The sequence below is a fragment of the Rhodanobacter sp. MP1X3 genome, from assembly GCF_014207165.1.
In the GTDB taxonomy this organism is placed as follows: Bacteria; Pseudomonadota; Gammaproteobacteria; order Xanthomonadales; family Rhodanobacteraceae; genus Rhodanobacter.
The window spans coordinates 1-13176 of the sequence record NZ_JACHCO010000001.1 but is presented as its reverse complement, the minus strand read 5'-3'; the positions used below and the strand labels follow the sequence as shown (position 1 = coordinate 13176).

The 13176-nt window shown below is 60.2% G+C and carries 11 protein-coding genes; 6 read left to right on the top strand and 5 right to left on the bottom strand.

The genetic code is table 11. The features are described 5' to 3' along the window. Positions 1 to 421 precede the first annotated feature (421 nt). Positions 422 to 1093: a DNA repair protein RadC gene (gene radC, locus HDE79_RS00055; RefSeq protein WP_184599894.1), complete on the bottom strand. Its 672-nt coding sequence runs from the start codon at positions 1091 to 1093 to the stop codon at positions 422 to 424. A gap of 96 nt (positions 1094 to 1189) precedes the next feature. Here radC and coaBC point away from each other — a divergent pair, with 96 nt between their 5' ends. From coaBC to HDE79_RS00040, 3 genes are read left to right on the top strand one after another with little or no spacing between them, the layout of a single operon-like run. Further along, positions 1190 to 2398: a bifunctional phosphopantothenoylcysteine decarboxylase/phosphopantothenate--cysteine ligase CoaBC gene (coaBC, locus tag HDE79_RS00050; protein WP_184599893.1), complete on the top strand. Its 1209-nt coding sequence runs from the start codon at positions 1190 to 1192 to the stop codon at positions 2396 to 2398. Beyond that, complete coding sequence (gene dut / locus HDE79_RS00045; protein ID WP_184599892.1) at positions 2395 to 2862, top strand: dUTP diphosphatase; 468 nt, start codon at positions 2395 to 2397, stop codon at positions 2860 to 2862. Before coaBC ends, dut begins: the two co-directional genes overlap by 4 nt. A gap of 54 nt (positions 2863 to 2916) precedes the next feature. After that, positions 2917 to 5244: a phosphomannomutase/phosphoglucomutase gene (locus HDE79_RS00040; protein WP_184599891.1), complete on the top strand. Its 2328-nt coding sequence runs from the start codon at positions 2917 to 2919 to the stop codon at positions 5242 to 5244. 110 nt (positions 5245 to 5354) lie between these two features. On the opposite strand, the gene HDE79_RS00035 is transcribed toward HDE79_RS00040, so the two are convergent. After that, positions 5355 to 6083 (bottom strand): DUF4124 domain-containing protein, encoded by a 729-nt coding sequence (locus HDE79_RS00035; RefSeq protein ID WP_343205885.1) that lies wholly within the window; start codon positions 6081 to 6083, stop codon positions 5355 to 5357. A gap of 9 nt (positions 6084 to 6092) precedes the next feature. Next, complete coding sequence (gene pyrE / locus HDE79_RS00030; protein WP_184599890.1) at positions 6093 to 6740, bottom strand: orotate phosphoribosyltransferase; 648 nt, start codon at positions 6738 to 6740, stop codon at positions 6093 to 6095. Between the two features lie 159 nt (positions 6741 to 6899). On the opposite strand from pyrE, the gene HDE79_RS00025 reads away from it, so the two are divergent. Further along, entirely contained in the window at positions 6900 to 7670 is a 771-nt protein-coding gene (locus tag HDE79_RS00025) for an exodeoxyribonuclease III (RefSeq protein WP_184599889.1), read from the top strand. 88 nt (positions 7671 to 7758) lie between these two features. After that, the gene (locus tag HDE79_RS00020) at positions 7759 to 8988 is read left to right on the top strand and encodes an MFS transporter (RefSeq protein ID WP_184601037.1); all 1230 of its coding nucleotides are present in this window, start codon (positions 7759 to 7761) and stop codon (positions 8986 to 8988) included. On the opposite strand, the gene HDE79_RS00015 is transcribed toward HDE79_RS00020, so the two are convergent. Both HDE79_RS00015 and HDE79_RS00010 read right to left on the bottom strand, forming a co-directional pair. Continuing rightward, the gene (locus tag HDE79_RS00015) at positions 8934 to 10088 is read right to left on the bottom strand and encodes an anhydro-N-acetylmuramic acid kinase (protein ID WP_184599888.1); all 1155 of its coding nucleotides are present in this window, start codon (positions 10086 to 10088) and stop codon (positions 8934 to 8936) included. The two genes, HDE79_RS00020 and HDE79_RS00015, sit on opposite strands and share 55 nt — an antisense overlap. Positions 10089 to 10101: 13 nt before the next feature. Next, positions 10102 to 11544, bottom strand: a complete 1443-nt coding sequence (locus tag HDE79_RS00010; RefSeq protein WP_184599887.1) for a M23 family metallopeptidase — start codon at positions 11542 to 11544, stop codon at positions 10102 to 10104. A 186-nt stretch (positions 11545 to 11730) separates the two neighbouring features. Between HDE79_RS00010 and tyrS the strand changes: the two genes are divergently transcribed. After that, complete coding sequence (tyrS, locus tag HDE79_RS00005; protein ID WP_184599886.1) at positions 11731 to 12942, top strand: tyrosine--tRNA ligase; 1212 nt, start codon at positions 11731 to 11733, stop codon at positions 12940 to 12942. The last annotated feature ends 234 nt before the right edge of the window (positions 12943 to 13176 follow it).

The window sequence follows — 13176 nt, the reverse complement described above, 5'->3', positions numbered from 1 at the left end:
AACGGGTGCTGATTTGATGCACCGCGGTGTTTGAGCCTGTGGATAAGTCTGTGGGGAAATCAGGACTTGGGTAACGCAAGCTGTTGGTGGTATGGGCAGAATCGGCAAAAGTCGATAAATAAATGATTATTATTAAATACTTACGATGTATACCTCGATCCGTATACACAATGACCTCTGCAGGGGGCGGTATCACCATTTTGTGTATAAGTTTCGGAGACCTGCAGCACTCCTCTCGAACGGCAGAGGTCATCGGGTTGTCATGCAGCATGGCGAAGATAAGCAGGTGCCTGACATGACTCCCCTCCATGCATGGCATCCGGAGACGCCGCTCTCTCCCTCACTAAAATCGGCCCGGCGGCGTGGTTTATCTACGCCGCTTTTTTGTGCCCGAGGATTTTGTAGCGGCGGTGGTAGCAGCTCACAGCAGCCCCCGCGCCGCCATTGATACCGGCTCGCCGCTGCCGATCACCAGGTGATCGAGAACGCGTACCCCGACCAGTTGCAGGGCGTCACGCAGTTCATGCGTGATCGCACGATCGGCCGCACTGGGTTCGGCCACTCCGGACGGGTGATTGTGCGCAAAGATCACCGCGCCGGCGTTGTGCTGCAGACAGGCACGTACGACTTCGCGTGGATGCACACTGGCACCATCGATAGTGCCGCGAAACAGTTCTTCGAAGGCCAGCACCCGGTGGCGGTTGTCCAGGTAAAGACAGCCGAATACCTCATAAGGCAGATGACGCAGTCGGGCGCGCAGATAATCGCCGCTGTCGCGTGGGTTGCCCAGACTCTGCCGCTGCTGCAGCTCTTCGGCGAGGCTGCGCCGCGCCAATTCCAGCGCGGCGGCAATCCGTGCTCTTTTGGCCGGACCGAGGCCTCCGGCGCGGATCTGCTGCTCAGGACTGCTCAGTAGCGCGCCGAGACTGCCGGCATTGCCGAGCAGCTCGCGACCCAGTGCAATGGCATCCTTCCCGCGGCTGCCGCTGCCCAGCAGTACCGCCAATAGCTCGGCATCGGACAGCGTGGCGCTGCCGCGGGATAGCAGTTTTTCACGGGGACGTTCGCCTTCGGGCCAGTCTCGAATACTCATGCCGTCAGACTGCCAGCTGCTGCACATCAAAGGCAGCGGATGAGGCAAATGAATCCGGTAAGCTAGCGGTCTGCCCGATTGTCAGGCCCGCCCTACATGAGTCTTGCCAAACGCCGTATCTTGCTGGGAGTGTCCGGCGGCATAGCCGCTTACAAGTCCTGCGAACTGGTTCGCCGCCTGCGCGATCTGGACGCGGACGTGCGCGTGGTGATGACGGAAAGCGCCACGCATTTCGTCAGCCCAACCACCTTTCAGGCGCTGTCGGGCCAGAGCGTGCGGGTTAGTCTGTGGGACACGCAGGCTGAGGCGGCGATGGGGCATATCGAGCTGGCGCGCTGGGCCGAACGCATTTTGATCGCACCCGCCAGTGCAGACATTCTCGCGCGGCTGGCACACGGCCTTGCCGACGACCTGCTGACCACACTGTGTCTGGCCAGTGCAGCGCCGCTGTATGTAGCGCCCGCGATGAACCAGCAGATGTGGGCGCATGCGGCCACTCAGGCAAATATCGAGACGCTGCGCCAGCGCGGCGTGCGCCTGCTTGGTCCGGCGTCGGGCGACCAGGCCTGCGGTGACGTGGGTAGCGGCCGCATGCTTGAAGCGCACGAGCTGCGCGATGCCATGGCCGCGTCGTTTGGCGACGGTTCGCTGGCCGGATTGAATGTGGTGGTCAGTGCCGGCCCGACCTATGAGGATATCGACCCGGTGCGCTTCATCGGCAACCGCAGTTCGGGCCGCATGGGCTTTGCGGTCGCGCAAGCCGCCGCACTGGCCGGTGCCGACGTGACCCTGGTTGCAGGGCCCGTGAGTCTGCCTACGCCAGCTGGCGTAGCGCGGCGCATCGATGTGCGCAGCGCGGCGCAGATGCATGTTGCCGTGTTGGATGCGTCGGCTCTGGCAGACATCTACATCGGCGCGGCGGCGGTCGGCGACTACCGACCCAACGATGTCTCCGCGCACAAGTTGAAGAAGCGCGATGGGGCTGGCCTGTCGTTGCAGCTCAGTGAGAACCCCGACATCCTCACTAGCCTGTCAGCCAAACCGGTGCATCCGTTTCTGGTCGGCTTTGCCGCCGAGACGCACGATGTCGCGAACTACGCGCAGCACAAGCTGCGAAACAAGGGGCTGGACATGATTGCTGCCAATCAGGTGGGTGAAGGCCTCGGTTTCGAAGCGGCCGACAACGCGTTGAGCGTCTACTGGGCCGATGGTGCGATCGAGCTGCCGCGCGCAGCCAAACCCGAGCTTGCCCGTCAGCTCATTACGCAGATTGCGCAGTGCTATCGCGCGAGCCGCGCCGGATGAATCGACCGGTCATCGACATAGCATTGAAAATTCTGGATGTGCGCCTTGGCGACAGCATTCCGCTACCTGAGACAGCGACCATCGGCAGCGCCGGCATGGATCTGCGCGCGGCGTTGGAGCGGCCACTGACACTGGCGCCCGGCGAGAGTGTGCTGGTGCCCAGCGGCATCGCCATTCATATTGGCGATCCGGGCTGGTGTGCGTTGATCGTTCCGCGCTCGGGCCTGGGCCACAAGCATGGGTTGGTGATGGGTAATCTGGTTGGCGTGATCGATGCGGATTACCAGGGGCCGCTGATGATTTCGTGCTGGAACCGCGGCATCGAGCCGTACACCATCGACGTCGGCGATCGCATCGCACAACTGCTACTGGTGCCGGTCGCACAGGCACGCCTCAATGTCGTGACGGAATTTGTTGTCAGCGAACGTGGTGCTGGCGGGTTCGGTTCTACCGGTATCAATTAGGTAGGATGGGCTGGATGTGTTGGGGGGCTGCAACCAAAATCTCGGGGATGGAACATGGCGTTGAGCATCGCGGTAGGACGTTTGCGGCATTCGCAGGTTGACTGGCGGCGTCAGCTGCCGTTGGCCGGCGCGACGCTGCTGTTCCTGCTCGGGCTTTTTTGCGCATGGCAGACCTGGTTGATTGCTGAAGAGGGCAGTTCGATCGAGCGCGTTCATGCGGCGCAGGATCAGGCCGTGCATGCGCTGACCGTCGAGATCGCCGCCCAGCGCAGCAAGGTCCAAAAAGTATTGGGCTCGGTCGATCCCGCCACGGTGATGAGCGATCCGGTCAAGAGCGCCTTGGCGCTTCGCCAGCAGCTTCCACAGGTGCAAAGGCTGGAGTTGTATAGCGGTGATCTGAACGAAGTGCTGCACGCCAACTATCACGAATTTGGCTATGCCAAGGCAGCCCAGTTGATGGCGGCGCGGAGTGCCGATGGCCCTTCATTGATGCAAAGCGTATCCGTGGGTAATGGGGATCGTCATCTCAGCCTCATCGTGCCGCTGGGACCATCGCAACAACCGACGGTCTGGGTCTGGGTCGAGTTGCCGTTTGCGCCGTTGCAGCAACTGTTCGAATCGGTGTCGCCAGCCGGTGGTCGGCTCGAGCTTCGTCAGGGCGACGACCATGGAGAGATGGGTTTGTCCTCCGATGGCGCCACGTCGGCGATAGCAGAGGTAGCGGGAAAGCCGGTGGCCGGTAGCGCATTCAGTGTCTATGCGGGGCTGCCGGATGCGTTTATCGTGCTGCCGCACGTGTGGCCACTGGCAGCTCTGCTGACTCTGTTAGGGATCGGGGGTGCCTTTTTTCTGCTGCGCCTGCGCATCCGTGCGACTGAATCCGCAGCGCCTGAACCCGAAGAGGTGGCGCTGCCCGCAAGAATTAAAAAGCTCAGTCCACCGGTCGACACCGCGGCAGCTGCCGCGCGACCCTCCCCGCCGTTGCCCTCTGCACCGGCAATCGAGCTCGATCCCAGCATTTTCCGCGCGTACGACGTGCGTGGTGTGGTGGGAAAAACCTTGAACAAGGAGGTTGCCCGTGCACTCGGTCAGTCGATCGGCACGCTGATGGGCGAAAAGGGCCTGCGCGAAATCGTGGTGGGCCGAGACGGTCGTCTGTCCGGTCCCGAACTGGCTGGTGCACTGTCGGATGGTCTGCGTGCTGCCGGCATCGACGTGATCGATATCGGCGCAGTGTCGACCCCGGTCGTTTATTTCGCAGCGTTTCGATACAACACCGGTTGCGGTGTAGCGGTCACAGGCAGCCACAATCCGCCGGACTACAACGGCTTCAAGATTGTGGTCGGTGGCGAGACGCTATCCGAAGGCGCGATCCAGGATCTGTATCAGCGTATCGCCACAGGCGCGCTCAACAGCGACGGTCAGGGTGCGCTGCGACAAGTTGACGTGACGTCTGACTATATCGAGAAAATCGTCGGTGACGTGCAAGTCGAACGATCGCTCAAGATTGTCGTCGACTGCGGCAACGGCATCCCTGGCGCGCTGGCACCGCAGGTGCTGGAAGGCATTGGCTGTGATGTCATTCCGCTGTATTGCGAAGTCGATGGCACATTCCCGAACCACCATCCCGATCCATCCGACCCGCACAATCTGGAAGACCTGATTGTTTCGGTGAAGAGTACCGGCGCCGACCTGGGCATCGCGTTCGATGGCGACGGCGACCGTCTGGGTGTGGTGACCCGCTCGGGCGAGATCATTTTCCCCGATCGCCTGCTGATGCTGTTTGCGCGGGATGTGCTGTCACGTCAGCCCGGTGCCACGGTGATCTACGACGTCAAGTGTACCGGCCATCTCAAGGGTCAGATTCTGGATGCTGGCGGTAGCCCGCTGATGTGGCGCACTGGCCATTCGCTGATCAAGGCCAAGATGCGCGAAACGGGTGCGGAGCTGGCTGGCGAGATGAGCGGACACTTCTTTTTCAAGGAGCGCTGGTACGGCTTCGACGACGGTATTTACGCGGCGGCGCGACTGATGGAAATCCTCGGCGGCGATATGCAGGGGCGTACGCCCGAAGAGATCTTCGCCACGCTTCCGAAAAGTGTTTCCACGCCCGAATTGAAGATCGAGCTGGCCGAAGGCGAGCACTACACGTTCATGGATAAATTGCGGCAGCAGGCCAGTTTTGGTGACGCCACGCTGATCACCATCGACGGGCTGCGCGCGGATTGGCCCGATGGCTGGGGGCTGGTGCGTGCTTCCAACACCACGCCGGTGCTTGTGCTGCGTTTCGAGGCTGACGATGCGGTGGCGCTCAAGCGCATTCAGCAGGTTTTCCGCAAGCAGCTACTGGCAGTCGACTTCACGCTGAAGATGCCGTTTTGATAGTGCGGTGTTTCTGATTCGAAGCCGAATAAAAAAGGGCCGGTCTGCACCGGCCCTTTTTAAAAATGATCAGATCCATGAGTCTGATCTAACCATCTAAATGACAATAACTATTGCGCTGGACTTGCCTGTGCCGCTTTGAGTTCACGATAGCGCGCCAGCTGAGTCGCCTGATCCTGGACCATCTGCGTGCGCAGCGCTTGCTGGTGCTGCAAGGTATTTTGCTGGCCGGTAACCACGGCGCGCTGGTTGGCGATGCTGTCGTTGATGAATTTCGGCACCGTTTTTTGCGTCCGTTCTATTTCCGCCGCTCGCCCAAGCAGGTCGGTCAGCGCCTTTTCCTGGGTCTTCAAATTGAGCTGGGTGGTGTGGATTTGCTGGTCCAGCGTATCGAGCGCCTGTTGCTGCGAAATCTTGTACGAGTTTTCGTCGGGATAGGCATCCAGCATCTGCGCTTCGGCGTCGTGACGCTTTTGTTCGGCCTGTTGTTTTGCCGCCTGCTCGGCGGCTAATTTGTTAGCCGCAGCCCGCTCGTCCGGCGTTAACTGGCGCGATACGTGCTGGATCACCATCCCCTGGTCATTCACCGCGTCGAAACCGTATTTCATGGCTTCGGCATTGAGGCTGTCGCTGAAGTGCAGCTTGCCTTGTCCATCGTGCCACTTGTAGCGGATGCCGCTGCCTGTGGTCGGCGCTTGGGCATGTGCCGCGACGTTTACGAACAACGCGGCGGCGGTAAAAACAAATAACAATTTGCGCATAAATCCCCCTGTTGCCGTCAGTATAACCGGCGATACGGCATGCTCTGTTTGCAGTTGTCGCCAACGCTGGCAGTGCACGGGTTGTGCTCAGCGCTGGACGCCATAGCGATCGCGGTAGGCCAGCAGGCGCTCGTGTTCATCGGTCAGCTGCGGCCGTTCACCTGCATAGGCCAGCACGTCGTCGAGGCTGGTAATCGCAATCACCGGAACGCCATAGTCGGCCGTCACTTCTTGCGCGGCCGACCGCTCGCCCTGCCCGCGCTCCTGACGATCCAGCGCAATCAATACGCCCGCAGCGGTGGCACCTTGGGCTTCAATCAGCGCCAACGATTCGCGAACGGCTGTGCCGGCGGTCATCACATCATCGACAATCAGCACGCGACCTTTCAGCGGTGCGCCGACCAGCGTGCCACCCTCGCCGTGATCCTTCGCTTCTTTGCGGTTGTAGGCCCAGGGAAGATCGCGCTGATGTTGCTCGGCCAGCGCGATGGCGGTTGCCGCTGCCAGCGCAATGCCCTTGTAGGCCGGCCCGAACAACATATCGACCTCTATGCCGGAGTCCACCACCGCGGCGGCATAAGCGCGGCCAAGCTGTGCGAGAGCGGCACCGGAATCGATCCGCCCCATGTTGAAAAAGTACGGACTCAGCCGACCGGATTTCAGGGTGAACTCGCCGAAGCGCAGCACTTCGCGGCTGAGCGTGAGTTCGATGAAGTCGCGCTGGTAATCGTGCACAGGTCGCCTCGTTTGTGGATGTTCAGGGCAGGAAAATTCAGGATGCATCGTTCAGCGTGCTGATGCCGCACGGCGCACAGCGACCATGGTACCGCTCGTCGTGGTCCATGACGTTGGCCCGAGGTTGTTATGATCACGCATCACTTGCCGGAATACCTCATGCGCATCATCAGCCTCAATGCCAATGGCATCCGCTCCGCCGCGACCAAGGGTGTGTTCGAGTGGTTGCGCACACAAAATGCGGATGTCGTATGTCTGCAGGAAACCAAGGCGCAGGAAGATCAGCTCGGCGACCCGATGTTTCGCCCCGATGGGCACCACTGTTTTTATCGGGACGCCAGCAGCAAGAAGGGTTATAGCGGCGTCGCCATCTATGCCAAGCGAGAGCCCGATCAGGTGCTGACCGAGCTGGGTTGGGACGAGTTCGATAACGAAGGTCGCTATATCGAGGCGCGCTTTGGCAACCTGTCTGTCGTATCGCTGTATTTTCCGTCGGGCTCGTCCGGTGACGAGCGTCAGCAGTTCAAGTTCAAGGCGATGGAGTGGTTCACGCCGATCCTCGATGGCTGGCTGAAGAGCGGCCGCGATTATGTGATCTGCGGCGACTGGAACATCGTGCACACCAAGAACGACATCAAGAACTGGAGCTCGAATCAGAAAAACTCCGGCTGTCTGCCCGAGGAGCGTGCCTGGCTGGATCTGCTGTTCCAGCAGCGTGGCTGGGTCGACAGCTTTCGCGCGATCAAGCCCGATGCGGTCGAGTACACGTGGTGGTCGAACCGCGGCCAGGCGCGCGCCAACAACGTCGGTTGGCGGATCGACTATCAGGTCGTCACGCCAAACCTGCGCGAGCGGTTGACGGATTGCTCGATCTACCGCGACCAGCGATTCTCCGATCACGCGCCGTATATCGTCGACTATGCCGATTGAGTCGGTCGGAAAAAGCCTGCCTGCGCGTGACGTGAAGACGTCCAGGCCATCCGTGTGGAAATCGTTTGCGCAGCCGGCGGCCTGGACAATGCTGCTGTTCGGTTTCTCGTCAGGCCTACCGTTTCTATTAGTGGCCGGCACACTGGCTTATTGGCTGAAAGAAAACGGCATCGTGTTGAAGGACATCACGATGATCGCCAGCGCGGGCATGACGTACGCACTCAAGTTTTTGTGGGCGCCGTTACTCGATCATTGGCGTATCCCAGGCTTTTCACGGCTGGGACGCCGGCGCGGCTGGCTGCTATTTGCGCAGCTGGGTGTTGCCGCCGGCCTGCTGGCAATGGCTTTTTTGACACCGACGCAATTGATTCCGTTTGTCGCCGCGACCTTGGTCGTCGCGTTCTTTGGCGCTACACAAGACATCGCGGTGGACGCCTACCGTATCGAGATCGCGCCAATTGAGGCGCAGGGTGCGCTGGTCGCGACGTATTCGCTTGGCTATCGCATCGCGTTGATTCTGGCCGGTGCGCTGGCGTTGATCCTCGCCGATCACATCGCCTGGAGCTGGGTATATATGGTGATGGCGATCGCCATGGGTTTACCGATCGCGGCAACACTGGCGGCGCGGGAGCCTGACGTACGCCTGGTTGCTCCACGCGGCTGGCGTGCCGCCATGCGCGAAAGCGTGATCGATCCGTTTGCTGATTTCTTTCGCCGTTATGGTTGGCATATTGCCGTTGTGACGCTGTTGTTTATCCTGCTGTTCAAGATTCCCGAGCAGGCGACCATTGGCGGCGTGATGAGTCCGTTCTATCGCGACATGGGCTTTTCCAAGACCGAGATCGGCAGTATCACCAAGATCTACGGCATCTGGATCGGCATCGTCGGAGTATTCCTCGGTGGCGCAGCGGTAGCTCGCTGGGGTGCGTGGCGCTCGCTGGGTGTCACCGTTGTGCTTTGTGGCTGCAGCAATCTTCTGTACCTGGCATTGATCGCGCATCCGGGCAATTTGCTTGTGCTGACCATGGTGATTTCCGGGGAGAACCTCACGCTGGGCATGCTGGGCCCGCCGACGGTGGCGTTCCTGTCATCGCTGGTCAATCGTGAACACACTGCCACGCAATACGCGTTGTTAAGTTCAATGGTCAATCTGCCAGGCAAGGTACTCGGTTTCTTTGCCGGAGGCATCGCAGCGGCTACGGGTTATGGCCAGTACTTTGTGATCACCGTACTGTCGATCATTCCAGCAACACTGCTGTTCTTCTACTTGTGGCCGAGGTTTCGCCATGCCGACGCATCGTCGGTGGGTGCCGAGTAAATGGCACCGAGCACTCGTGAACCCCGCGCTCCCGTCACCGCCGGCAGGTTGCCCGGCAATCCCAGTAGGCGCTGGCGCGCCAGCCATGCGAAAGCGGCGGCCTCCAGAAAATCGGGGTCGATGCCATGCTGTGCCGTGCTGCTGACGACGCGCGGCGCCAACAGTGCGGTCAGTCGTTCCATGAGCCTGCGATTGTGCGTACCGCCTCCACAGACAAGAACATCGGCCGTCGTCGGTGTCTGTTGAGCGATCGCTTCGGCCACACTGCGAGCGGTGAGTTCCAGCAAGGTTGCCTGGACATCGGCAGGACGAATGCCAGCCAGGGCACGATGCGCTGCCAGCCAACCGAGATGGAAGTGCTCGCGTCCGGTGCTTTTGGGCGGTGGCAGTGCGAAATAGGCATCGGCCAGGAGTGCTTCGAGCAAGTGGGCATCGACGTGGCCGCTGGACGCGAAAGCGCCATCGCGATCAAAGGGCTCGCCACGATGGCGCATGCACCACGCGTCGAGCAATCCGTTGGCGGGCCCGGTATCAAAACCGAGCACCGTGCCGTCGGCACCCAGCACGGTGATGTTGGCAATGCCGCCAAGATTGAGTACGACGCGGGCATGGCCTTCCTTCGCCAGCAGCATCGCGTGCAATGCGGGCAACAGCGGCGCGCCCTGCCCGCCGGCTGCGATATCCGCGCGACGAAAGTCGGCAATCACATCGATGTGGCAACGCTCGGCAATCACGCTGGCATCGCCCAGCTGCATGGTGAACGGATAGTCCCCTGTGGGCCGGTGACGAATGGTCTGGCCATGCGAACCGATCGCTCGCACCAAGTGAGCTGGTGTGCCACTTTGTTCCAGCAACTGCAGCGCGGCCTCTGCAAAGCAGTGCCCGATTTCGACGTCCAGATGTCCAAATGCATCGAGATCCAGCGCCGCTTCGTCCTGCATCAAGCTGAGCATGCGTTCGCGCAGTGTGGAAGGCCACGGGTGCGCATAGGTGGCATGGACTTGCGGCAAGCCACCTTCGAAGCTGACCAACGCGGCGTCGATGCTATCGGCGCTGGTGCCGGAAATCAGTCCGATATAGAGCGCCGAATCATCAGTCACGCTCGTGCCATGCTCAGTTGTCGTTGTTGGCAGGGGCGTTCGCGTGGGCGAGCTTGATACGGGCGTCCAACTCCGTCAGTCGCGCCAGCTGCGGCTGTACCACCTGTGCCTTGAATCGGGCCAGCTGTACCGCGGGTAGCAGTTCGGGTTTGGGCAGCGTCACCGTCTGCGGATTGCGTTGTACGCCATCGACGCGGAATTCATAATGCAGATGCGGCCCTGTGGCCAAACCCGTCATGCCAACAAAGCCGATGACCTGTCCCTGGGTGACATGCTGGCCGACACGTTCGGTACCGTAGCGCGACATGTGGCCGTAGGCCGTGCTGATCGTGCTGCTGTGCTGGATGATGACGAAATTGCCGTAGCCGTTCATCCAGCCCTTGAACTTGATCACACCATCGCCGGCGGCATGGATCGGTGTGCCGGTGGGCGCTGCGTAATCCACGCCCTTGTGCGCGCGCATCAGGCCAAGAATCGGGTGCAGTCGCGCCACGCTGAAGGTGGATGAAATACGGGTGAAGTCGACCGGAATACGCAGGAACGATTTCTGGATCGGCCGGCCATCTTCGCTGAACCAGCCATAGTCACCGCTGGCCTTCTTGAATCGATAGGCGGTGTAGCGCTTGCCCTGGTTGATGAATTCGGCGGCAACGATATTGCCTTCGCCGTAGCGGACGCCGTCACGATAGATGTCGTCGTAAATCACGGTGAAGCTGTCGCCCTCGCGCAGGTCCTGCACGAAATCGACGTCGTACTTGAACAGATCAGCGAGCTTGCCGACCATTGCTGCGTCCATGCCGGCTTGATCGCCCGCAGCATAGAGGCTGCTCCGTATCACACCATGGGCAACCTGCTCACGTGTATCCATATCACGCTGCTGGATGCTGACCGAGGGATGGTCACCGTCAAGACGCACGGTGGCGCGGTTGGCGTCATCCTGGTCGAAACGCAGACCCTTGAGATTGCCACCGCTGCCCAGCAGAAAATCGAATTCTTCACCTGGGTGAATATTGTGCAGTGCCGATTTGGCAGTGCCCGATGCGTCCATGACCTTCTGCAGGTCGGTCATGCTCAAGCCGCGGCCAGTGAAGATGTCCGATAGCGTTTGACCAGGCTGCACATGCACGACCTGCCAGTCATCGACGGTTGGCGTGGGTGCGCTCACCGTTGCCACTTTGGGCAAGGCAAGAGACAGTAATGTATGAGCTTCCGGCACGGCGGCGGGACGCATCGCGCTGGCCCAGGCCGGCATGATGAAGCCGGACAGCAGAGTGATAAGCAGCGCGGTGCCAGCGAGCACCCAGCGCTCACGATGCCAGTGAATCGGCTCGACAACGTCTGACTGGTGGAGTGACCAGTGTGCGAAACGCTCGTAGAAATGGGAGTGACGGTGCTGGGCCTTGCGGCAGATGGCCTGCTTGCGCGCTTGACGCGCGCCCTGCTTCTCTTCAGCCATTTTTACCCGCCCGCCAATACAGAATTGCAAACAGGTCGTACCATAACTGTCATGTGTAAATCGCGTCAACGCCCTTTTGCATCAAGGGTTTGCGCGGCATTACCGATTAACGCACAATTAACCTTTTGGCATAGTCACGACTTTCGATGACGGCCGATTCATTACCTTGCGATCCGAGAGAAATACATGAGCGAGCTTGAGCAGGCGTTGGCGACGATTACCCGCGGTGCCGACGAAATCATCAAGCGAGAAGAGTTGATTGAGCGCCTGAAAAACGGTCGACCGCTGCGCATCAAGGCAGGCTTCGATCCAACGGCGCCCGATCTGCATCTGGGTCACACCGTATTGCTGAACAAGATGCGGCAGTTTCAGGATCTGGGCCATCAGGTGATTTTCCTGATCGGTGATTTCACCGGCATGATCGGTGACCCGACCGGCAAAAACGTCACTCGTAAACCGCTCACCCGCGAGGACGTGCTGGCCAATGCCGAGACCTATGCCAGTCAGGTCTACAAGGTGTTGGACAAGGAGCGCACCGAGCTGCGCTTCAACTCCGAATGGTTTGGCCAGATGTCCGCTGCCGATCTGATCAAGCTCGCCGCCCAGCATACGGTGGCGCGCATGCTGGAGCGCGATGACTTTGCCAAGCGCTACGCATCGCAACAGCCGATCGCCATTCATGAGTTTCTATATCCGCTGGTGCAGGGTTACGACTCGGTCGCGTTGAAGTGCGACGTCGAACTCGGCGGTACCGATCAGAAATTCAACCTGCTGATGGGGCGAGCGCTGCAGGAACACCACGGCCAGCCACCGCAGATCGTGCTGACCATGCCCCTGCTTGAAGGCCTGGACGGCGTCAACAAGATGTCCAAGTCGCTCGGCAATTACATCGGCATCAACGAGCCGGCGATCGACATGGTCACCAAGACGATGAAGATTGGCGATGAGTTGATGTGGCGCTGGTTCGAATTACTCAGCTTTGAAGTGTCACTGGATGAGCTGGCGCAGATGAAGCGCGAGATCGCCGATGGGACGTTGAATCCGCGCGATGCCAAGCTGCGTCTCGCGCGCGAACTGGTCACGCGCTTTCACGATGCCGCCGCCGCCGAGCAGGCGATTGCCGGTTGGCATGCGGTAGTGCGTGGCGAAGGGGATACCGCGCTGCTTCCGCTCAACGACATCGCCGTTCCGGCCGAAGGCATCCGGCTCGCCGCATTGCTTACGGCGGCAGGCATCACGGCCAGCAATTCAGAAGCAAGTCGCAAGTTGAAGGAGCGTGCCGTGCGCATCGACACCGAGGTGGCTGAAGACGCACAACGTATTTTCAGCGTGGGATTTGAAGGTGTCTTGCAGGTGGGCAAGCGCAACTTTGCCCGGGTGCGTCTCGTGTCAGTCTGAAAACGCGCGGTGTAATGCGGTTTAGTCGCGATATTCAAATTTAGTGCTTGTGCTTTTTCCTGTAGCTCGTATGATGCGCGGCCCGGAGTCGTCCACGCAGTTTTGACGAGTCGCGGCATCTTCGAAAAAGTGAAACGAAGGTGTTGACGGCCACAAAAAACGATATAGAATGGGCGGCTCACCTAGGACGAAACGTCTTAGACGCAACACGAGGAATCGGTTGCAAGTGGTTGA